16 protein-coding genes and 1 riboswitch are annotated in these 21,624 nt (G+C 68.9%); of the genes, 7 read left to right on the top strand and 9 right to left on the bottom strand.

The features are described 5' to 3' along the window. From NN4_RS09205 to NN4_RS09195, 3 genes are all read right to left on the bottom strand, one after another. Entirely contained in the window at window positions 1–1,335 is a 1,335-nt protein-coding gene (locus tag NN4_RS09205; protein ID WP_147129509.1) for a M1 family metallopeptidase, read from the bottom strand. After that, window positions 1,335–5,252, bottom strand: coding sequence for a Pls/PosA family non-ribosomal peptide synthetase (locus NN4_RS09200; protein ID WP_147129508.1), 3,918 nt, complete (start codon window positions 5,250–5,252; stop codon window positions 1,335–1,337). Before NN4_RS09200 ends, NN4_RS09205 begins: the two co-directional genes overlap by 1 nt. Window positions 5,253–5,590: 338 nt before the next feature. Further along, entirely contained in the window at window positions 5,591–6,238 is a 648-nt protein-coding gene (locus tag NN4_RS09195; RefSeq protein WP_147129507.1) for a LysE family translocator, read from the bottom strand. Between the two features lie 108 nt (window positions 6,239–6,346). Next, a riboswitch (SAM riboswitch) is annotated at window positions 6,347–6,460 on the top strand. Between the two features lie 47 nt (window positions 6,461–6,507). Between NN4_RS09195 and NN4_RS09190 the strand changes: the two genes are divergently transcribed. Beyond that, complete coding sequence (locus tag NN4_RS09190) at window positions 6,508–7,827, top strand: aminotransferase class V-fold PLP-dependent enzyme (RefSeq protein WP_147129506.1); 1,320 nt, start codon at window positions 6,508–6,510, stop codon at window positions 7,825–7,827. A gap of 55 nt (window positions 7,828–7,882) precedes the next feature. Here NN4_RS09190 and NN4_RS09185 read toward each other — a convergent pair whose 3' ends face one another. From NN4_RS09185 to NN4_RS09175, 3 genes are read right to left on the bottom strand one after another with little or no spacing between them, the layout of a single operon-like run. Beyond that, window positions 7,883–8,434 (bottom strand): flavin reductase family protein, encoded by a 552-nt coding sequence (locus NN4_RS09185; protein ID WP_147129505.1) that lies wholly within the window; start codon window positions 8,432–8,434, stop codon window positions 7,883–7,885. A gap of 58 nt (window positions 8,435–8,492) precedes the next feature. Then, window positions 8,493–8,969, bottom strand: coding sequence for a YbaK/EbsC family protein (locus NN4_RS09180; protein ID WP_147129504.1), 477 nt, complete (start codon window positions 8,967–8,969; stop codon window positions 8,493–8,495). Window positions 8,970–9,022: 53 nt separating this feature from the next. Beyond that, window positions 9,023–9,343 (bottom strand): 2-oxo-4-hydroxy-4-carboxy-5-ureidoimidazoline decarboxylase, encoded by a 321-nt coding sequence (locus tag NN4_RS09175; RefSeq protein ID WP_147129503.1) that lies wholly within the window; start codon window positions 9,341–9,343, stop codon window positions 9,023–9,025. Between the two features lie 342 nt (window positions 9,344–9,685). On the opposite strand from NN4_RS09175, the gene NN4_RS09170 reads away from it, so the two are divergent. The 5 genes from NN4_RS09170 (at window position 9,686) to NN4_RS09150 (ending at window position 14,945) form a co-directional block, all read left to right on the top strand. Continuing rightward, window positions 9,686–10,507, top strand: coding sequence for a crotonase/enoyl-CoA hydratase family protein (locus tag NN4_RS09170; RefSeq protein WP_147129502.1), 822 nt, complete (start codon window positions 9,686–9,688; stop codon window positions 10,505–10,507). A gap of 87 nt (window positions 10,508–10,594) precedes the next feature. Further along, entirely contained in the window at window positions 10,595–11,101 is a 507-nt protein-coding gene (locus tag NN4_RS09165; RefSeq protein ID WP_246180791.1) for a MarR family winged helix-turn-helix transcriptional regulator, read from the top strand. Between the two features lie 73 nt (window positions 11,102–11,174). Next, a complete protein-coding gene (locus NN4_RS09160; RefSeq protein WP_147129501.1) occupies window positions 11,175–12,983 on the top strand; it encodes an MDR family MFS transporter in 1,809 nt (602 codons plus the stop codon). Window positions 12,984–13,062: 79 nt separating this feature from the next. After that, window positions 13,063–14,313 carry a sensor histidine kinase gene (locus NN4_RS09155; protein ID WP_222595011.1) on the top strand — a complete coding sequence of 417 codons (1,251 nt, stop codon included), beginning with the start codon at window positions 13,063–13,065 and terminating at the stop codon, window positions 14,311–14,313. Further along, on the top strand, window positions 14,301–14,945 hold the full coding sequence (locus NN4_RS09150; RefSeq protein WP_147129499.1) for a response regulator: 645 nt from the start codon (window positions 14,301–14,303) through the stop codon (window positions 14,943–14,945). The genes NN4_RS09155 and NN4_RS09150 overlap by 13 nt, the downstream gene beginning before the upstream one ends. 40 nt (window positions 14,946–14,985) lie before the next feature. Here the strand turns inward: NN4_RS09150 and NN4_RS09145 are convergent, their stop codons facing one another. After that, entirely contained in the window at window positions 14,986–16,497 is a 1,512-nt protein-coding gene (locus NN4_RS09145) for an alpha/beta fold hydrolase (protein WP_246180790.1), read from the bottom strand. A 67-nt stretch (window positions 16,498–16,564) separates the two neighbouring features. After that, complete coding sequence (locus NN4_RS09140) at window positions 16,565–17,755, bottom strand: serine hydrolase domain-containing protein (protein WP_246180789.1); 1,191 nt, start codon at window positions 17,753–17,755, stop codon at window positions 16,565–16,567. A 271-nt stretch (window positions 17,756–18,026) separates the two neighbouring features. Between NN4_RS09140 and NN4_RS09135 the strand changes: the two genes are divergently transcribed. Continuing rightward, window positions 18,027–21,071, top strand: a complete 3,045-nt coding sequence (locus NN4_RS09135; protein WP_147129497.1) for an AfsR/SARP family transcriptional regulator — start codon at window positions 18,027–18,029, stop codon at window positions 21,069–21,071. 57 nt (window positions 21,072–21,128) lie between these two features. Here NN4_RS09135 and NN4_RS09130 read toward each other — a convergent pair whose 3' ends face one another. After that, a complete protein-coding gene (locus tag NN4_RS09130) occupies window positions 21,129–21,620 on the bottom strand; it encodes an inorganic diphosphatase (protein WP_107653814.1) in 492 nt (163 codons plus the stop codon). Between the last annotated feature and the right edge of the window lie 4 nt (window positions 21,621–21,624).

Below are 21,624 nucleotides of genomic sequence, written 5' to 3'. Positions count from 1 at the left end.
CTACGCCGCCGAGGGCGGCAGTTGCGGCAGCGGCTTCCCGGCCAACCAGCTGTCCCACAGCGGCCGCAGCGGAACTCGACTGTAATGCCCGGCCAGATCGGTGAACTCCTCGGTACTCACCGACCCGTGGCGATAGCGAATCGTCCACTCCCGCACCAGATCGAAGAAGGCCTGGTCGCCCAGTTCCAGCCGCAACGCGTGCAAGGTGAGCGCGCCGCGCTTGTAGACACGATCGTCGAACATGTGCTGCGGTCCCGGATCGCCGACCGCGATGTCCTGCGGCTGCCTGGACAGATTGTGCCTGGCCGCGCGGGCGAGCTGGTCCGCCGTCGGGCCGCCTGCCGCCTCGGACCAGATCCACTCGGCGTAGCAGGCGAAGCCCTCGTGTAGCCAGATGTCGCGCCACTGTCGGATGGTCAGGCTGTTGCCGAACCACTGGTGCGCCAGCTCGTGCGCGACCAGCCGTTCGGCGCCGCGCCTGCCGTCGCAGTGGTTGGCGCCGAAGATGGAGATGCCCTGGGCCTCGATCGGTATCTCCAGGTCGTCGTCGGTGACGACCACCGTGTACGCCTCGAAGGGGTACGGCCCGAACCGCTCGGCGAAGAGCTCCATCATCTGCGGCTGCCGCGCGAAGTCGTGCTCGAAGTTGCCGCGCAGCCGGGGCGGAGCCACCGCGTGCATGGGCACCGAGCTGGGCGGGGAAACGATGCGGTGTTTCTGGTACGGCCCGATCTGAATGGTCGCCAGGTAGGTGGCCATGGGTTCGGCCTGCTCGTACACCCAGGTGGTCTGGCTGGCCTTGACCTGCTTACGCAGCAGCGTGCCGTTGGCCAGCGCGTAGTACGGACTGTCGGTGGTGATCGAAATCCGGTAGCTGGCTTTGGCACTCGGATGATCGTCGCAGGGGAACCAGGACGCGGCGCCGTTCGGCTGGCTGGCCACCAGCGCGCCCTCGGTGAGCTCCTCCCAGCCGACTGCACCCCACGGTCCGCGCACCGGCCGCGGGACACCGCCGTACTGGACGACCAGCGAGAGCACACCGCCCGCCGGAATGCGCTGCTGCGGCGTGATCACCAATTTGCCGCGCTGGTGGGCGTATTTGGCGGCCTTCGTACCGTTGACGAACACCTTGGACACGGCGAGCGCTTGGGACAGATCCAGCGAGAACCGCGGCTGCGCAACGGTGGTCACCGCGGTGATCTCGGCGCGGCCCGCCAGCCGGTTGCTGGCTACCTTGTAGACGAGGTCCAGCTCGTACCGCGATACCCGGTAGCCCCGATTCCCGTTCTGCGGCAGGTATTCGTCGATCGGCGCCTCGTAGAACTTGCCCGGCATCAGCGGGCCGCCCCCGGGTCGCCTCCGAACCAAGGCGCGATCGGGTTGCCCCACCAGCGAGTGGACGGGGGAACGGTGTCGCCGCGCATGACCAGCGAGGCGGGGCCGATGGTCGCGCCCTCGCCGATGGTCGAGGCGGGCAGTGCGACGCAGTGCGGGCCGAGGGTGGCGCCCGCGCCGAGGGTGACCGTGTCCATGGACATGATGCGGTCGTGGAACAGATGGGTCTGCACGACGCAGCCGCGTTCCACGGTCGCGCCGTCACCGAGTGTCACCAGGTCCGCCTCCGGTAGCCAATAGGACTCGCACCATACCCCGCGGCCGATCCGGGCACCGAGCCCACGAAGCCACAGGTTCAGCACCGGTGTACCCGTCGCGGCGCGCGCGAACCACGGCGCCGCAACGGTTTCCACGAAGGTGTCGGATACCTCGTTGCGCCACACGAACGAACTCCAGAGCGGATGTTCCTCGGCGCGAATCCGCCCGATGAGCAACCACTTCGCGGCCACCGAGCTGGCCCCGGCCACCGCGCCCGCGGCCAGCAGCACCAGCCCGCTGAACAGGGCGGTGGGCAGATGACCGAGGGTGCGGGCGAGCCAGGCGAGGGTGAACAGCACGCCGAGCCCGATCGCGAAGGTCACCAGTACCGGGAACAGACGGCAGGTTTCAACGATGGCGCGGGCGATGCGCAGCTTCGGTGGCGGATCGAAGGTGCGTGCGGTGTCCGAGCTCTCCGGCGCGCGGCGCAGCCGCACCGGCGGACTGCCCAGCCAGGACGAGCCCGCCTTCGACTTGGACGGCGCGGCCGAAAGGACCGCGACCAGACCATTTTTCGGTACTCGCCGCCCCGGCGCGGTCATGCCGGAGTTGCCGAGAAACGCGCGTTTGCCGACCTTCGCCTCGCCGATGCGCAGCCAGCCGCCGCCGAGTTCGTAGCTGGCGATCATGGTGTCGTCGGCCAGGAACGCGCCGTCGGCGACCGTGGTGAATTTGGGCAGCAGCAGCACCGTCGACGCCTCGACGCCCTTGCCGATGTTCGCGCCGAGCAGCCGCAGCCAGATCGGTGTGAGCAGGCTCGCGTACAGCGGGAACAGGAAGGTGCGCGCCGAATCGAGCAGGCGCTCGGTGGACCACACCTGCCAGCCGGTGCGGCTGCGCACCGGGTGATAGCCCTCGCGCAGCCGGAAGCTGAGCAGCCGCACCGCGATGATGGTGATCGCCGCGTACACCGCGAGGCTGAGCAGTGTCGCGACCGGCAGGATCGCGAAGGCGCGACCCAAACCGCCCGCGAGGGTGCGGGTGTCGCGGATGAACCAGGCGATGAACAGGCCACCCGCACCGAGGCCGAGGATGGGCACCGCGGCCAGCGCCATCGAGGTGACGCCGAAGATCGCCACCCAGTGCGCCGCGCGGTCGGGTGTGTGCGCGGGCCAGCGATGATGTGCCTTACCGATTTTCGCGGCCGGCGAGCCCGCCCACTCCTGCTCTGCCTTGACCTTGCCGGAGACGGCGGAGCCGGGCGCCACTTCGGCGTTCTTGCCGATCCTGGTGCCGGGCAACAGGATCGATCGTGAGCCGACCACCGCGCCCGCGCCGACGGTCACCGGGCCGATGTGGACCACGTCGCCGTCGATCCAATAGCCGGACAGGTCGACCTCGGGCTCCACGCTGCACCCGTCGCCGAGTTCGAGCATGCCGGTCACCGGGGGCAGCGTGTGCAGGTCGACGCCCTTGCCGATCTTGGCGCCGAGCGCCCGCGCGAACGGCACCATCCACGGTGCGCCGGAGAGGTTTTCGGCGCCGCTGGCCTCGGACAGGCGTACCGCGGCCCACAGCCGCAGATGCACCGAGCCGCCGCGCGGATGCCGGCCGGGTTCGACCCCACGCAGCAGCAGGCGGGCGCCGACCACGCAGATCCCCATCCGGCCGGGCGGGGAGATGAAGAGCAGGAACGCCACCAGCGTCCACCACCAGGACAGCTGCGGCAGCCACGGCAGCGAGCCGGACCAGGCCGCGATATTGCCGACGATGGCCAGCCAGGTGAGCCACTGCAGGCCGGTGAGCGTGGTGAGCGGGATGGTGGCGAGCACCTGGGTCCACTGGGCGCGCCGCGGTGTCGGGCGCACCACGCGCTCCTCGACGGCGACGGCCGGGGTGCTCTGCTCCAGCAGTTCCACCAGCGCGCCGAGGCGTGGATGGTCGTACAGGTCGGCGACGGTGATCTGGGGATAACGGGCACGCAGGGCGGTCACCAGCTGGGCCGCGGCCAGCGAGCCGCCGCCGAGGTCGAAGAAGTCGGCGTCGAGGTCGAGCACCTCGCCACCGAGGATCGAATCCCACAGTCCGGCAACCCACTGCGCGGTACCGGTGAGGTCGTTGTCGGCGTCGTCGTCGGCGCTGTTGGGCAGCGGCCAGGGCAGCGCGTTGCGGTCCACCTTGCCGGAGGTGCGGGTCGGCAGTTCGTCGACGACCGCGAGCCGCGGCACCAGGGGCGCCGGAAGTTGTTCGGCCAGTTGAGTTCTGGCCGCTTTGAGATCGAAATCAGGCCCGGGACCGGTGAGGTAGCCGACCAGAATCTTGTTGCCTGCCTTGGTTGTTCGGATAGCGGCGGCGGCACCGGTGACACCGGGCAGGTGTTGCAGCGCGTTGTCGATCTCGCCGAGCTCGATGCGGCGGCCGCCGAGCTTGATCTGGTCGTCGGCGCGGCCGAGGAAGACCAGGCCCGCGCTGTCGTTGCGGACCAGGTCGCCGCTGCGGTAGGCGCGATCCCAGCCGACCGAGGGCAGCGGCGCGTACTTCTCGGCGTCCTTCGCGGGATCGAGGTAGCGGGCCAGGCCGACGCCGCCGATTACCAGTTCGCCGGACTCGCCCTCGCCCACCGGGTTTCCGGCCGCGTCGATTACCACGAGATCCCAGCCGTCGAGCGGGAGCCCGATCCGGATGGGCCATTGGCCGTCGAGCAGCGCGGCGCAGGCGACCACCGTGGCCTCGGTGGGGCCGTAGGTATTCCAGACCTCGCGCTCCGTATCACCGTTGCCGGCAAGACGTTCGGCGAGTTCGGGCGGCACGGCCTCGCCGCCGAAGATCAACAGCCGGACCGCGTCCAGCGCCTCGGCGGGCCAGGTCGCGGCCAGCGTCGGCACGGTGGAGACGATGCTGATCTCCCGGCGCACCAGCCACGGACCGAGATCGGCGCCGGTGCGGACCAGGTCGCGCGGGGCGGGGACGAGGCAGGCGCCGTTGCGCCAGGCCAGCCACATCTCCTCGCAGGAGGCATCGAAGGCGACCGAGAGTCCGGCGAGCACCCGGTCGCCGGGGCCGATCGGGGCGTCCGGCAGGAAGAGCCTGGCCTCGGCGTCCACGAACGCGGCGGCGTTGCGGTGGGTCACCGCAACACCTTTCGGCGTTCCGGTGGAGCCGGAGGTGAAGATGATCCAGGCGTCGTCGGCGGGGGTGGGCAGGGTGCTCGTGGCGGCGTCGGCCGGATTGTCCGCTGCCGCACGGATTGCCGCCGGTGTCGTCTCGATACCCGCCGCGGTGACGATCGCGGTGACCTGCGCCTCGCCGAAGACCAGCTGGGCGCGCTCGTCCGGGTCGTCGGCGTCGACCGGTACATAGGCGGCGCCCGCGTACAGGACTGCGAGGATGGTGAGGTAGAGCTCGCGCGAGCCGGACGGCATCCGCACGCCGACCCGGTCGCCCGGGCGCACACCCGCCGTGGCGAGGCGGGCCATCGTCTTCTCGATCTCCACCACGAGTTCGAGATAGGTGAGCACCGTGTCGCCGTCATCGATGGCGGGTGCGTCGGGATGGGTCAGCGCGGTAGCGGTCAGGATGTCGACGAGGGTGCGGGCCGGTGGCGTGTGCGCGGTCCGTAATAGCGGGTGTACCGTCGCGTCAACCTGTGGCTGGAGCATGACGCCCTGCCCACCTCCCATTCGACCTGCCTCGCACTTCCCTGGTGTTGTTGTGTCATAGCTGGGTTACCAATGGGCAAACACCATGGTGACCAGTTGTCCACGGTACTCGGGGTTGTCGACGTTTGTTGTTCACCGCCGCGGTTGCCGCGCTGGCGGTCGCGGGCGAGGTTGTTGCAGGTCGTGGCGATTTCTGTTGGACGCGCCGAAGCAATGCCTGGTGGGCGGGTCAGCCGGTGGGTTCGCCGGGCGGTCGCTGGGTCGCCCCGCTGGCGCCGCTGTGATTCCCCTCATCCCGCTGGTGATCTTGCAGCTCAGCGCGTTTCGCGCGGGATCGGTCAGGCCGCGGAGGCGGCGGTGCCGATGCCGAGGGCGGTCAGAATGGCGGCGCTGGCCTGTTCGAGCCGCTCCCGGATCTTCGGGCGGCGCAGCAGCGCGACCGCGCGGGAGGCGACCAAGGCCAGGAGCACCATCTCTACCGCGGCGATCACCGATTCGATGGCACCGAGGGCGAGGGTGTTGACGAAGGTGACCTCGGTGAGGAACTGGGGCAGCACCGCGAGATAGAACAGGCCGACCTTCGGGTTGAACATGCAGGAGACGACACCCGCGGTGAACGCCGAGCGAACCGATGTCCGGGTGGCCGCCGCGTTGTCCGCCAGACCTCCGACGCCATCGGCCTCCCGCGCGGCCTTGCGCTGTCGCCGCTGATCCAGCAACGCGCGAATCCCCAAGTACACCAAGTAGATTCCGCCGATCACCTTCAACGCGCGGTACGCGGTCGCCGACTGCTCCAGCAGCGCCGCGACGCCGGCCGCGACCACCACTGCCCACAAGATCCCGCCGAGCGCCGACCCGATCGCCGCGGCGATCCCCGGTCGCGCGTCCACCAGCGAAAACCGCAGCACCAGGAACGAGTCCGGGCCGGGAGTGAGCGACAGCAGAACGCACAGGCCGATAAAGCTCAGCAGCAGGGAGGGCGACACCCAATGATGTGACCCCAATGGCGCGGGATTAGCAACGCATTTCCGCCGCCGCGCCCACGCGGCTGTTGGTCTTGACAGCTTGGGTGGGCATCTGCCAATCTCGGGTCAGGTCATGAGTACCAGCGTTCAGCCCCGGCTTGCTGGTCGGCAACCCTCCTCCGCGGTGGGGTGCTCCGGGTGACGACCAGGCCGACGCCCGACCGGGTGCGGCAAGCGCGGACTCGACGAATCACCTGATTGCGGGTCCCGGAGCCGATGGGATTTTCGTGATGACTGCTGTGGTGACCCAGAACTGTGCCCCCCTTGCCCGGGTTTCCGGCGACGACCTTCAGGTGCCGCTCGTCCAAGGCGGGACGACCACCTACGCCAACTTCGACTACGCCGCCAGCGCGCCCGCATTGGCGCAGGTCACCGACCGGGTACAGCAGCTGCTGCCGTTCTACGCGAGCGTGCACCGCGGCGCGGGCTACGCGTCGCGGATCTCCACCGAGTGCTACGAGGCGGCCCGCGGTTCGGTCACCCGGTTCCTCGACGCGGCCGACGATCAGGTGGTGGTGTTCACCCGCAACACCACCGACTCGCTGAACCTGCTCGCGTCCTGCGTGCCCGGTGACACCGTGGTGCTCGATATCGAGCACCACGCGAACTTCCTGCCCTGGACCAAGCACGGCCGCCGCGTCGTGCAGGCCGGGGCGACGGTCGAGGAGACCATCGGCAGGCTCGTCGCCGAGCTGTGCAGCAAGCCCGCCGCGCTGCTCGCGGTGACCGGCGCGTCCAATGTCACCGGCGAGGTGCTGCCGCTGGAGCGGCTGGCCACCATCGCCCACCAGTGCGGCGCCCGCATCCTCGTCGATGCCGCCCAGCTCGCGCCGCATCGGCGAATCAGTTTGCGTGACACCGGCATCGACTACCTAGCCTTCTCCGGCCACAAGCTGTACGCCCCGTTCGGCGCGGGCGTGCTCGTCGGCCGCCGCGACTGGCTCGACAACGCCGAGCCGTACCTCGCCGGTGGTGGCGCGGTCCGCGAGGTCACCACTGCGGGCACCGAATGGGCGCAGGCGCCGCAGCGCCACGAGGGTGGTTCGCCCAACGTGCTCGGGGCCGCCGCGCTCGCCGCCGCTTGTGACGCGCTCTGTGAGATCGATGCGGAAACCCTCGCCGCCCACGAACACCACCTCGCCGACCGGCTGCGCGACGGCCTCGCCGCGATCCCCGGCGTCAACCTGCTGCGCATCTGGGCCGACGCCCCCGATACCGTCGGCATCGTCGCCTTCACCCTGGACGGTTTCGTCCCCGGCCACGTCGCCGCCTATCTGTCCGCCGAACACGGCATCGGCGTCCGCGACGGCCGCTTCTGCGCGCACCCGCTGCTCGCCCGCCTCGACCTCGACGGGGCCCTGCGCGCCAGCATCGGCCTCGGCACCACGGCGGCCCACATCGACCGGCTCATCGAGGCCGTCGCCACGCTCGTCCACCAAGGTCCGAGCTGGAACTACGCCACCACCAACAACCTCTGGAACCCCACCCCGGAGACCCGCCCCTTCACCTCCCAGGCCCCGACCGGTGCCGCCCCTTGCCTCACCGGGTAGCCATGTAAAAGTGGCCGCCCGGCGCTACGCCGGACGGCCATGGTCGAAACGTTGCTCAGTCGCCAAGTTTGGTCGGCCGGTGGTAGCGGCCGTTGTAGTAAAGAAGGGGAGCGGCGGCGGGGGTTTCGTCGGTGTTGTCGTGCACCCGGGTCACTAGACCTACGACCAGAGTGTGGTCACCCAGCGGGATGAGCTGGTGGATGGTCGCGCGCAGCCAGATGGGGGTGCCGTGCAGGACCGGTTCGCCCGTGTCGAGAGTGGTCCAGAGGGAACGGTCGCTGAAACGGTCCTCGGCGGTGCGGGCAAAACGCTGGGCCAGGTGGTGCTGGTGTTCGCCGAGGAAGTGGATGACGACCGAGTCGGCGTCGAGCAGGGCGGCGAGGCTCGACGAGGTGTGCGCGATATTGAACGAAACGAGTGGCGGAGCCAGCGACAGGGAGGCGAAGGAAGTCGCGGTGAAACCGATCGGGCCCTTCGGCGAGTCCAGTGTGACGACAGTAACGCCCGCCGGATAGTGGCGCATGGATGCGCGGAATTGCTCGGCAGTAATCCCGCTCAGATCATCAGGGATCTGGAAATCCGTGGCGGGCCGTTCAGCTTCGGTCACCCCTTGAACCTACGCCAGCCCGCCTCTCCGCGTATTCAGGCCAGATCCAGGGGTGTAATCAGTCGACGTCTATCGGTAGACCGGCGGTTATCCGGACCAGCTCGTGGAAAGAGGTGCGGAACACCGTGTTCGGGTGGCCGCCCGCGGCCCAGACCTCGCGGTGGTTCGAGAGGGCGGTGTCCACCCAGGTGGGGAGGTTGGTGGGGTGGCCCACCGGGGCTACGCCGCCGATCGGCTGGCCGGTGACCTGGCGGATCATCTCGGCGGGGGCGTGAGTCAGGGTGCCCTCCAGGCGTTTTCCGGTGGACTCGAGATCTACCTCGTGTGCGCCGGAAACCAGGAGCAGCACCGGATCCTCGTCCAGCAGGAAGACCAGCGAGCTGGTGATGGCGCCCACGTCGACGCCGAGCGAGCGCGCGGCATCCGCAACGGTGGGGGTGGGGGCCGGCTGGGTCACGATGACACCGTGATGGCCTCGGGCGATGAGGGTGTCCGCGACTCGGCAGGCGATCGGTGGCAATGTCGACCTGCGCATGCCACCAGAGTAGAGCGATTGCGGGTGGTGCGCCGGGCTACTCGGCGAATGCGTCAGTATTCCGGATAGCCCTCGCTCGGCCCGAGCATCCGAGTGATGCGCGCCTGCGTGATCTGCGCGAGCTCGGCCATACTGCCGCCCGAGACCTGTTCGTGCACAACTGCTTCGAGTGCCCGATCCAGATCGTCCTGGGACAGCGCGAGTAACTCCACATCGGCCATGGCGAGCAGCGCGTCCCTGTTCGGATAGGGCCGGGCATCGGCGAGGGTGGCGGCCCAGGTGACGTTGCAGCAGCAGGCGAACAGCGCGTGTATCGCACGGGCACGCGAGATTTGGTTGAACCGCTCGAGGCCGATTCCTTGATGCATCAGCATGATGGCCTCCGAATCCAGAATCGAGGTTTGCTGACGAGCTTTAATGATCCGCCCGCCCGCAAAAGGGGAACCAGTGCGCCGCACCGATTTTGCGCAGTTTTTACAGTAAATTTGGCCGCGCGGGCGCGGCGTGTTCGCGGCCCCCGGAGTCTCGCGTCCGAGCGGCCGAGACTCGCGCCTGCGGCGCATGCACTTCGGCCACTCGGACGCGAGACGGGCCGCGAACGGCGCTCGCAAAGTTCGCGCTGTGGTGGCTGGGTCGGTTCGGGGGGCGCAGCACTGGTAGACGCCCATTTCGAGATGCGAAGTACTAGGTCGCACTCTCCTCGATACGCTGTACAAATGACTGACTGGCAGGCTTTCACCGTTGAAACGAAGGACCACGTCGCGCAGGTGACATTGACGGGTCCCGGCAAGGGCAATGCGATGGGCCCGGATTTCTGGCGGGAGCTGCCGGAGATCTTCCAGGCGCTCGACGCCGACCCCGAGGTGCGCGCGATCGTGCTCACCGGTTCGGGCAAGCACTTCTCCTACGGCCTCGACCTGCCCGCGATGAGCGGCATGTTCGGCCCGCTGATGGCCGATCGGGCGCTGGCCGCGCCGCGCACCGAGTTCCTGGTGGAACTGCGCAAGATGCAGGGTGCGGTGACCGCGGTGGCGGACTGCCGCAAGCCGGTGATCGCGGCCGTCTCCGGCTGGTGCATCGGCGGTGGCCTCGACCTGATCGCAGCGGTGGACATCCGCTACGCGAGCGCGGACGCGAAGTTCAGCCTGCGCGAGGCGAAGGTCGCCATCGTGGCCGACATCGGTTCGCTGCAACGGCTGCCGGGCATCATCGGCGAGGGCCAGCTGCGCGAGCTCGCCTACACCGGCAAGGACATCGACGCGGCGCGCGCGGAGAAGATCGGCCTGGTCAACGAGGTGTTCGCGGATCAGGACGCGGCACTGGACGCCGCACACGCCACGGCACGCGAGATCGCGGTGAACCCGCCGCTGGTGGTGCAGGGTGTGAAGGACGTGCTGGATCAGCGGCGCAAGGACGAGGTGGCCGCCGGGCTGCGCTATGTGTCCGCGTGGAACTCCGCGTTCCTGCCGTCGCAGGACCTCACCGAGGCGATCAAGGCGGTGTTCGAGAAGCGGGCGCCGGAGTTCAAGGGCGAGTAAAGCGCCGTATATCGCTTGCCCCAGTAGGAGGGTCGTCCGCATACTTGCATTGCGCAACTAATTGATTGATGCAAGCAAGGATGAGGTGTGGACGACCGGACGATCGACACGATCGCGATGCAACTCACCCGATTGCAGCGAATTCGCGACCGCACCGCGGCCCAGCTGAGCACGTGGACCAAGGATGGACTGGACCCGGCCGCCTTCGGCGCGCTGATCCGGTTGTGCTGTGACGGACCGATGCGATCGGGCGCGCTGGCCGGCGCGCTGCACTCGGACGCCTCGACGGTCAGCCGTCAGGTCGCCCAGCTCGTCGGCAAGAAATTGGTCGAGCGGCAGGCCGACCCGGCGGACGGCAGAGCGACCGTGCTCGTCGTCACCGAGCGTGGCCGGGCCGTCGCCGAAGAGATCCGCAGGCGTCGCAACGAGAACCTGACCCGGGTGATGGCCGAATGGACGCCACAGGCCAGGGCCGACTTCGCCGGACTGCTCGAACAGTTCGTGGACGACTTCGAGCGCACCAGGCCCGAGATGATCGCCGCGATGCGCCGCAACTGGGACGAGACCTTTACTGGGACGGAGAACGACACGTGAGCGAGCGAAGCGAGCGAACCGAAATTACAGCGCTAGTTGGCGCGACGGAGCCGAGCGCCAGCGAGGCGCAGTCGTGACAACGGTTGAGAAGGTGGAATCGCCGCCCGAGTTCACCCATCGCCAGATCCTGGTGATCCTGAGCGGCTTGATGCTCGGCATGTTGCTGGCCGCGCTCGACCAGACGATCGTGTCCACCGCGATCCGCACCATCGCCGACGACCTCAACGGCTACTCGATGCAGGCGTGGGCGACCACCGCCTATCTGATCACCGCGACGCTGGCGACGCCGCTGTACGGCAAGTTGTCCGACATGTTCGGCCGCAAGCAGTTCTTCATGCTGGCGATCGCGATCTTCATCGTCGGCTCGCTGCTGTGCACGATGTCGCAGTCCATGTACCAGCTGGCTGCCTTCCGTGCCGTGCAGGGCGTCGGCGCGGGCGGCCTGATGTCGCTGGCGCTGACGATCCTGGGCGATATCGTCGGACCGCGCGAACGCGCCAAGTATCAGGGGTACTTCCTGGCCGTGTTCGGTACCTCCAGCGTGATCGGCCCGGTGCTCGGCGGTGTGCTCGCCGGGCAGGAGACGATCCTCGGGGTGAGCGGCTGGCGCTGGGTGTTCCTGGTGAACGTGCCGATCGGCCTGATCGCGCTCGCCGTGGTGTACCGGGTGCTGAAGCTGCCGAAGCGGCCGCACTCCACCGATCGGGTGGACTGGTGGGGCGTGCTGGCGCTGGCGATCGGTCTCGTACCGCTGCTCATCGTCGCCGAGCAGGGCCGTGAATGGGGTTGGGGCAGTGGGCGTGCCGTCGCCTGCTACGTGATCGGGGTGGCCGGCATCATCGGGTTCGTCTTCGTGGAGAAGGCGCTGCGCGACGCCGCGCTGATCCCGCTGCGCATCTTCAAGAACCGGACTTTCGCACTGGGCGTGGTGATCTCGTTCGTGGTCGGCGCGGGCATGTTCGGCGGTATCTCGCTGCTGCCGCAGTACCTGCAGGTGGTGCGCGGTGCGAGCCCGACGCTGGCGGGCCTGCAGATGCTGCCGATGGTGCTCGGCCTGATGACCGGTTCGGTGGTGTCGGGTCAACTGATCTCGCGGACCGGCCGCTACCGCACCTTCACCATCATCGGTGCGACCATGCTGACGCTCGGCCTGTTCCTGCTGCACTTCCTGACCGCCGACAGCCCGCTGTGGCTGGCGATGATCTTCATGGCGTGCACGGGATTCGGCCTCGGCAACCTGATGCAGCCGCTCACCCTGGCGCTGCAGAACGCGTTGCCGCCCAAGGACATGGGCGTGTCCACGGCGGCCGCGACGTTCTTCCGGCAGATCGGCGGCACGCTCGGGGTCGCGGTGTTCCTGTCCATCCTGTTCGCGCAGCTGACGCCGAACATCTCCGACGAGATGCGCAGTGCCGCTGCGGATCCGCAGTTCCAGCAGGCGGTCGTGGAGGGTGCACGCAGCAGCAACCCGGTCGATGCGGCGTTGGCGAAAGGCTTGCTGGCGCAAGATACTTCGGCCGCGGGCGAGGTGTTGAAGGACAGCTCGATCATTCAGCAGCTGAGCCCGGAGCTGGCCCGGCCGTTCAAGGTCGGCTTCGCGGACTCCATGTCGATGGTGTTCCTGTCGGCCACCGGTGTCGCGTTGCTCGCGCTGATCCTCGTGCTGTTCTGGCGGGAAGTGCCGCTGCGGATGGTCGGCGGGTTGCAGGCGGCGCGGGCCGAGGCCGAGGAGGCCGAGGAGTCGGTACTCGCGACCGAGTCGCGGGTGGTCGATCAGGCGGGGCTGGTGCTCGGCGGTGGCGGCGCGGTGAACCCGCGCGACGGCAGCGACCCGGACGATCGTGGCGCGGGCAGACCCGCGGGCGGGTCCGGATCGGCGTGAGCGAAGCCGTGCCCGGGGCGATGCGCGCCTCGGGCACCGGCCGGGCGCGGTCGCGTCCTGTTCTGACAGCATGGCGAGCGTGATCAACGCACTGCGCTCCGCGCTGGACAAAGCACGGCGGCTGCCGGGTGCGGTCTGGTATCTGGCGGTCGGCGGTGTCACCTCGATACTCGCGTTGTTCGCGGTGGTCGGCCTGCTGATCGTCGGCGCGTTCTGCCTGATCGGCGTAGGGATACCGGCGCTGCCCGAGGTGATCCGGTTGGTCCGGCCGCTGGTGTCGTTCGATCGGCGCCGGGCGGCAAGGTATCTCGGTGAACAGGCGGCGGGTGCCTATCAGCCGTTCACCGGCGGCCTACGGCAGCGGGTCGCGACGGTGTTCACCGATCCGGCGAACCGGCGGGACTTCGGCTGGCTGGTCGCGCACGCGCTGACCGGCATCTATCTCGCGGTCTTCGCCATCGCGTTGCCGCTGAGCACCCTCGCTCAGCTGGCGATACCGGAATTCTGGCAGCTGTTGCCGCCGGGGCAGGAGTTCGCCAGTTTCGGATTCGTGGTCGACTCGTGGCCCAAGGCGATACTGAGCTTCTTCCTCGCATTCCCGGTTGCCCTGGTGACCCTGCAACTTCCGGTGGCCGCGCGCTGGCAGGCGATGGCCACCCACGCCCTGCTGAAACCGACCGAGGGCGCCCTGCTGGCCGACCGGGTCGCGGCACTCACCGCGACGCGGGCGGCCGCACTGGACGCGCACGGCGCCGAGCTGCGCCGGATCGAGCGTGACCTGCACGACGGCGCGCAGGCCCGGCTCGCTGCGGTGATCATGCAGCTCGGGCTGGCCGACCAACTGCGCGACCAGGATCCGGAGACGGCGCAGGGTCTGGTGCGCAAGGCGCAGGACACCGCGACGGCCGCGCTGGCCGAACTGCGTGACGTGGTGCGCAACGTGTATCCGCCGGTGCTCACCGATCGTGGCCTGGCGAGTGCCATTTCGGCGGTTGCCGCCCGCAATCCCATTCCCTGTGTGCTGGATCTGCGCGAGGTGGGCAGGCGTCCCGCCGCGGTGGAGGCGGCGGCGTACTTCGTGATCACCGAGGCACTCACCAACGCCACCAAGCACTCCGGCGCCGCGGGCATCTCCCTGGTGCTCGGCGGTGCGCCGGAACTGCTCACGATCGAGGTCCGCGACGACGGGGTAGGCGGCGCCGTGGAGACCTACGGCGGTGGGCTGGCCGGTATCCGGCGCAGGGCCGAGGCGCTCGACGGCCGGATGACGCTGACCAGTCCACCCGGTGGCCCTACTGTATTGCGGGTGGAGTTGCCGTGCGGGTCATGATCGCCGAGGACAATGCCCTGCTGCGGGAGGGTCTCGTGCTGTTGCTGAGTACGGCGGGCATCGAGGTGGTGGCCGCCGTGGACAACGCGGACGACTTCCTCGCGGCGGTGGCCGCGGATCGGCCGGACGCGGTCGTCGTCGATGTGCGCCTGCCGCCGACGTTCACCGACGACGGTTTACGCGCGGCCGTCAGCGCGCGCAAGCTGTACCCCGGCCTGCCGGTGCTGGTGCTGTCGTCCTGGGTGGAGGACAGCTACGCCGCGGAACTGCTCGGCGACGGCATGGGCGGTGTCGGCTACCTGCTCAAGGAGCGGGTCGGTAAGGTGGACCGCTTCCTCGATTCGCTGCGCCGGGTCGCCGCGGGCGGCACCGCGATGGACCCCGAGGTGATCTCGCAACTGCTGGTGCGGCGCAAGGCCGACGATCCGATGGCCGCGCTGACCGCCCGTGAGCGCGAGGTGCTGGCGCTGATGGCCGAGGGGCACAACAACGCGACCATCGCCGAGCGGCTGGTGGTCAGCGAAGGCGCTGTGCACAAACACATTCGGAGCATTTTCGCGAAGCTCGGCCTCTCCGCCGAGGATGTCGGCCATCGGCGCGTACTCGCCGTACTGGCCTACTTGAACGCGTGAAGCCCTGAACCCGTGGGGGCTCAGGGCTACACGGCTCCGGTCAGTCGATCCGACAGGTCATATCTTCGGCGGGCAGCGTGCCGTCGCGGAAGTAGGTGTTCACCGCCGAGTACACGCAGGAGTTCTGGTAGCGCCCGAAGATCCAGTGGATCGGCACATCCTGGAGGGTGACCATGCGGGACGCGCTCAGGTCGTTGTGCATGGCGAGCGCTCCGTCGTACGCGGTCCTGGTGTCTCCGGTGGACTGCACGATCATGGCGGGCACCGCATTACGCACCACCGTGGCCGGTTCGGCGGGCGGGGCCCAGAACGCGCACGGGGTGATGTTGTTGGTGAACCCGGCGAACACCGGTTGGGTGGCGCGGGCGGCCTCGATGTTGCGCCAATAGAATCCCGGATCCCGCGGCGTCGCCACGTCACCGCACATGATGGCCATCTGTGATGAATTGTCTTTCGGACGGGCCTTCAAAGCGAATCCCAGTGTGGCGTTCAACGTTTCGTCCGGCTGGGCGGGCTTGCCCGCGGCCGCATCGGCGATGGTACGCATCTGGCCGGCGAGCATCCCGTACTGATCCGGGCTGTCCAACCCGACGAACAGCACCACCGGCAGCCAATGCTCGTCGATCTCGTACTCGCCCAACCGGATCGGCTTGTCCGCAGACTGTTTGATCAGGTCCTGGATCGCGCCGCGGACCTGGGCCCGGCTGGTGCCGAAGTGGTACTCGCCGTCGCGCGCCGCGACCCAATCCGCCCACAGGTCGAGCGCGGCCTCGTTGGCCGGGCCCATGGCCTGCATCATGCCGACCGGCCCGTAGGCGTCCGGGTCGGCCGCGCTGTCCAGCACCATCCGGTCGCTGCGTTCGGGGAACATCTGCATGTACACCGCACCGAGGTAGGTGCCGTACGAGGTGCCGTAGTAACTGATCTTCTCCGCGCCGAGAATGCCGCGGATGACGTCCATGTCCCGCGCGGTATTGCGGGTGGTGATGTAGGGCAGTCGAGCCCCTTCGGTACCGACGCACCGGGCGGCCAGGTCACCTTGTGCCGCAACGGACTCCGCGAACCCCGCCGCGTCGAGGCCCGCGGACTGCAGTCCGAAGCCGACCGGCCACTTGCAGTCGACGGCGGACGAGCGTCCGACGCCACGCGGGTCCATGCCGATCAGGTCGTAGCGGGCCCGCACCTCGGGCGTCATCGCCTTGCCGACATCGACCATGAAGTCCAGACCCTCGCCGCCGGGACCGCCGGAGTTGGACAACATGACGCCGCGTTGCGGTGCGGGGTCGGTGCCCGCGATACGGGAGATCGCCACGGTGAGCGTGGGCCCTTGTGGGTCAGCGTAATTCACCGGCACGGTGACGTCGGCGCACTGCGCCCCGGCGTCATCCAGTTTCGGAACCCCGCAGGCTTTCCAGTCCAGCTGCTGACCGGTGAACCGTTCCGGCACCGGGGTTTGCGGCTTCGCCTCGGCCTTCGGACCGGCACAGCCGATCAGTCCGGCACAGGCCACCAGGCCGGTCAAGGCGACCGTCAGCCCTTTCGCGCGTTTCACTGTTGCTCCTCGGAAGTTGTTCGGCCGCAGCCGATATGGGGGCCGTGGTTGCTGGTGGGTGGGGCGATCACGAGGCGCACAGAGCGGCGTCCAATACGCCGTTGACCGCATCGGCCTCCTCCTCGGTGGCCGGCAGCTGGTTGACCGTGACGGTCACCGCGGTGCCCTCGGCCGTCACGCCGTTGCGCGTCTCGAACCCGGGAATGCTGCCGCCGTGCCCCCAGACCTCTTTGCCGCACGGTGCGGTCCGGTGGATCAGGGCGAGGCCGTAGTCCGCGCCCGGCATGCGGTCGAACGGCACGGTGCGCTTCATCTCGGCCAATTGCGCAGGCGGCAAGAGCTTTCCGGCCAGCAGCGCGGTGAAGAACCGGTTCATGTCGGTCGGGGTGGCGATCATGTCGCCCGCCGTGGCGCCCCAGGACGGGTCGAAGTCGGTGAAATCGACTGGCTTACCGTCGATCCGGTGGTACCCGCGGGCGTGCGGGCCGCGGATGCCGGTTTCGCGGGCGGCGGGCACATAGGTGTCGCGCAGGCCGAGCGGCTCGAGGATCCGGCGCCCGATCTCGTCGGCGGCCGGATTGCCGGTCACCCGCTCGATCAGCAGACCGGCCAGCAGGTAGTTGGTGTTGGTGTAGACGGATTTAGCACCCGGTTCGAATTGGGGCGGGGCCGTCATCGCCCGGCGGACCAGCTCGGTCATCTCGAAGTGCTGCCACCGCAGCGTTTCCTCGTCCGGGTCGATCTGTTCGGAGTTCTGGGTCGTGATGCCGTCGCCCGCACCACGGCCGAGGTAGTCCGGTACGCCGCTGGTGTGCTGCAACACCTGGCGCACCGTGATCCGGTTGCCGTCGTTGCCGTTGCCCTGCACCATGCCGGGCAGGTAGCGCTCGATCGACGCGTCCAGGTCGACCTTGCCCTCGGCAACCAGCTGCATGATCACCGTCGCCACGTAGGTCTTGGTGTTGCTGCCGATCCGGACGCGCGCGTCGTCCGGGAACGGTGCGCGGGTGTTCAGGTCGCCGACCCCCGCGGTGAACGTCCGATGTCCGGCCGGTCCGTCGATCACCACCTGCACACCGGGGAATCCTTGGCGCACCACCTTGTCCATCGCGGCGGCCACGGCGGGCGGCGTCGTCTTCGCCGCCTCGTCCGGTGCGCCCACCGACGTCTCACCACCGCACGCGGCCGCGGCGAGTACCGCGCCCGCCACTACGACCGAGAGGGCCGCTTTACCGGAGTTGCGCCGAAATGGGTTCATGAGCAGTGTCTTCCTCCTGTTCGAGCCGGAAGGCATGGGTGCGTCCCCGACGATTCGAGCCTAGGAATCGGGAGCCCTCGCGCCCATGCCGCGAACACCCGAATGCTGGGTACTGTCTGCTGGCGTGCCGTGGTGGTGCTACCACCACCCCCGGTAACGATGACGCCGGTGCAACAGTGGCTCATCGGTGACTTCGCCGAGCTTGGTCGACGAAGACGTCGGACGATTGTCTACGTTCATAGCTGGAGGTCCGATGGAGAGAGGGGACCGAATGCTGAAGTTCGCTGTGCTCGGCGAGGTTCGTGCGTGGCGCGACGAGCTGGAGGTCGATCTCGGCTCCAAACAGCGCCGAGCCTTGCTGGCGGCCCTGTTGCTGCGCAGCGGACGTTCGGCCACGGTGCCGGAACTCATCGACGGCGTCTGGGGCGAGCATCCGACGCCGAGCGCGATCGGCGCGCTCCGCAATCACATCCTGCATCTGCGCCGGGCCTTGGAGCCGGAGCGCCCGTCCGGTGCGCCCGCCACGGTGCTCGTCGGGTTCGGCGGCGGCTACGCGCTGCGGCTGTCCCCGGGTGCGGTGGATGTGGAGCTGGTCGACGACCTGCTGGTCGAGGCGCAACCGGAGCGAATCGGCACGGACCCGCAGTACACGGTCGAGCTGGTGCGCGAGCGGCTCGACACCGCGCTGCGGCTCTGGTCGGGCACGCCGCTGGCCGGGCTGCCCGGCCCCTATGCCGATCGGCAGCGCACGCAGCTGATCGAACGCCGGGTCGCGCTGCTGGAGCAGCGCATCGAGCTGGACCTGCGCCTGGGCCGCTATCCGGAGGTGATCGCGGAGCTGACGCCGCTGTCGGCCGAGCATCCGATGCGCGAGCAACTGCGCGGCCTGCTGATGACCGCGCTGTATCACGCGGGCAGGCAGGCCGAGGCGCTCGCGGTGTACGCCGACACCCGCAAGGTGCTCATCGAGCGGCTCGGCATCGAACCCGGCCAGCCGCTCGCCGAGCTGCATCAGCGCATCCTGCGCGGGGATCTGCGTGCGCCACAACGCGATACCGGCAATGCGGCGATGATCGTGCGGCCGCCTCGTCGCACGGTGGCGCGGGTCGCACAGCTGCCTGCCGACGTGGTCGACTTCACCGGCCGCACCGAGACCGTGCGGCGGATCAGCGAATGGCTCACCCGCGCAGACGGTTTCGCGGTGCCGGTATGTGTGATCAACGGCATGGGCGGTATCGGTAAGAGCGCGCTGGCGGTGCATGTCGGCCATCGCGTCCGGGACCGGTTCCCGGACGGGCAGTTGCACGTCGACCTGCACGGTTTCGCGCAGGCCCGCGGTCGCGACCGAGCAGGCACCCCGGCGGCGGACATCCTCGGCGATTTCCTGCGTGCCCTCGGCGTCGCGGAGGGTGAGATCGCGCCGACGCTCGCCGAGCGCTCGGCCCAGTTCCGCAGCATCCTCGACGGCAAGCGGGTGCTCGTCGTGCTGGACAACGCGCGCGACGTGGACCAGGTGGCCCCGCTGATTCCGGGCACGCCCGGCTCCGCAGTGTTGATCACCAGTCGTTCCTCGATGCCCGAATTGCCCTGTGTAGTGGGCGTTCTCAGCGTGCGGCTCGATGTGCTCGCCCCGGTCGAGGCGCGCACCCTGCTCGCCGGGATCGCCGGCCTGCGGCGGGTCGCCGCCGAGCCCGCCGCGGTGCACAGCGTGCTCGAGGCCTGCGGCGGATTACCGCTGGCCGTCCGGATCGTCGGCGCGCGGCTGGCGGCCAGGCCCAGCTGGACCATCGGCAGCCTGGCCGAGCGGCTGGCCGACGAGCAGCAGCGGCTCGGCACGCTGCGCAGCGGCGACCTCGCGGTCGAGGCGGCGTTCCGGCTCAGCTACGACCAGCTCGATTGCGCGCAGGCCAGGGCCTTTCGGATGCTGGCCGCGCCGGAGGTGGCGGAGATCTCGCTCGACGGCGCGGCCGCCATCCTCGGTGCGGAACGGATATTGGTCGAGGAGCTGTGTGAATCGCTCGTCGACCTGAACCTGATGGAGACCAGTTCGTCCGGGCGCTATACCTACCACGATCTGCCGCGCTTGTTCGCGCGTGAACTCCACGGTCCCGAGGCCGACGAACCGACCTCCGGTGCGCTGGCCCGGTTGCTGGACTTCTACCTGGCCACCATGAAAAATCTGATGGCGGTGTGCAATCCGGGCTCGCGCCTGCCGGAACACTTGGGCGACACCGTGGCCGAAGGGCTTTCGTTCATCGACAGCATCGCCGCGCAATACTGGCTCGATGTCGAGCGACCCAACCTGATCTCGCTGTACGAGCAGACCGCGCGGGTGGGTGGTCCCGCGCTCGTGCCCGCGGCCGACATCGCCTGGGCCACCGCGGAATTGATCGACGGCGGCCCGCACTGCCAGGAGCTGTCCCGTGCGCTCGGCAAACTGCTCGCCGCGGCGTTGCGGGCGGGTGACCGCCGCGTCGAATGCCGGATCAGGGTGACCCTCGGTGCGAACTACAGCTACTCGCTCGGCACGCTGCGCCAGGGCCGGGACCACCAGCGCATCGCGCTCTCGCTGAACCCGGCCTCGGCCAGCGACGTTCGGTTGATCGCGTTCGCCGGGCAGCTGCTCGCCTCGTCGACCAGGATGGGCACCGAGACGGCGGCCTCGCTCGCGCACGCCGAACGCGCGATCCGGCTGGCCCGCCGGGTCGAGGATCCGGCGGTCGAGTGCGCCAGCCTGGTGCACATCGCCAAAACTCTGTCCGACGGTGGACAATTCGTCGCCGCCGAGGCCAGGGCGACGGAGGCGAAGACGCTCGCAGGCAAGATCGGCAATGCCGCGCTGGAGGCGATGGCGACGCACGAACTCGGCGTGAGTCGCGGCTTCCAGGGCGATCACACCCACGCGATCGAGCTGTGCCGCGAGGCGGTCCAGCTGGCCCGGCTCAGCGGGGTGGAACTACGCGAAGGCTGGGCGCTGGCGCGGCTGGCGCACGTGCACATGATGGCCGGTCAGCTGACCCAGGCCGAGCCCATCGCGGACGCGGCGATCCGGATGCTCAACCGCGCGATCGGGCCACTGACCAGGGCCAGGGTGTTGGTGATGCACGGGCTCATCCTGCAGTCCCTCGGCCGGACCCATCAGGCGTACTGCGCATACCGTTCGGCGGCAGAGGCTTTCGCGCCGATGGAGGACGCGCACTTCACCCACGAGCGGCTCGACAGCGAGGTGGAGGCGCCGATCCTGCAATTGCTCCGCGAACACTTGGACGAGGTGATCGCCGAACGCAAGGAGCGGCGCAATCGCGCCGCCGGGTAGCGCCTGGACACGAAAAGCGGGAAGCCCGAACGGACTTCCCGCTTTGTCGTGACGGCGTCAGTGTCCGCCGTTGTCCTTCAGCCGCTGGATCGAGGCGGCAACCTCGGTCTCGGCCTCGGCGCGGCCGACCCACTCCGAGCCCTTGACGTACTTGCCCGGCTCGAGATCCTTGTAGCGCTCGAAGAAGTGCTTGATCGCGGCCAGCTCGAACTCCGGCACATCCTTCAGGTCCTGGATGTGGTCCCAGCGCGGATCGCCGGCCGGCACGCACAGCACCTTGTCGTCGCCGCCTGCCTCGTCGACCATCTTGTACATCGCCACCGGGCGCACCTCGATGAGGCAGCCGGGGAACACCGACTCGGGCAGCAGGACCAGCGCGTCCAGCGGGTCACCGTCCTCGCCCAGGGTGTTCTCGATGTAGCCGTAGTCGGCGGGGTAGACCATGGAGGTGTAGAGGTGCCGGTCGAGCCGGACCCGTCCGGTCTCGTGATCGACCTCGTACTTGTTCCGAGAGCCCTTGGGGATCTCGATGGTGACGTCGAACTCCACGCCA

This window comes from Nocardia ninae NBRC 108245 (assembly GCF_007990755.1).
GTDB lineage: Bacteria > Actinomycetota > Actinomycetes > Mycobacteriales > Mycobacteriaceae > Nocardia > Nocardia ninae.
The sequence above is the reverse complement of the archived record's forward strand: the minus strand, read 5'-3'. Positions and strand labels throughout refer to the sequence as shown.

Bases quoted from the DNA above. Each gene is read 5' to 3' on its own strand.
- NN4_RS09205 (WP_147129509.1), bottom strand. From the start codon at position 1,335: ATGCCGGGCAAGTTCTACGAGGCGCCGATCGACGAATACCTGCCGCAG.
- NN4_RS09200 (WP_147129508.1), bottom strand. From the start codon at position 5,252: ATGCTCCAGCCACAGGTTGACGCGACGGTACACCCGCTATTACGGACC.
- NN4_RS09190 (WP_147129506.1), top strand. From the start codon at position 6,508: ATGACTGCTGTGGTGACCCAGAACTGTGCCCCCCTTGCCCGGGTTTCC.
- NN4_RS09180 (WP_147129504.1), bottom strand. From the start codon at position 8,969: ATGCGCAGGTCGACATTGCCACCGATCGCCTGCCGAGTCGCGGACACC.
- NN4_RS09175 (WP_147129503.1), bottom strand. From the start codon at position 9,343: ATGCTGATGCATCAAGGAATCGGCCTCGAGCGGTTCAACCAAATCTCG.
- NN4_RS09170 (WP_147129502.1), top strand. From the start codon at position 9,686: ATGACTGACTGGCAGGCTTTCACCGTTGAAACGAAGGACCACGTCGCG.
- NN4_RS09140 (WP_246180789.1), bottom strand. From the start codon at position 17,755: ATGAACCCATTTCGGCGCAACTCCGGTAAAGCGGCCCTCTCGGTCGTA.
- NN4_RS09135 (WP_147129497.1), top strand. From the start codon at position 18,027: ATGCTGAAGTTCGCTGTGCTCGGCGAGGTTCGTGCGTGGCGCGACGAG.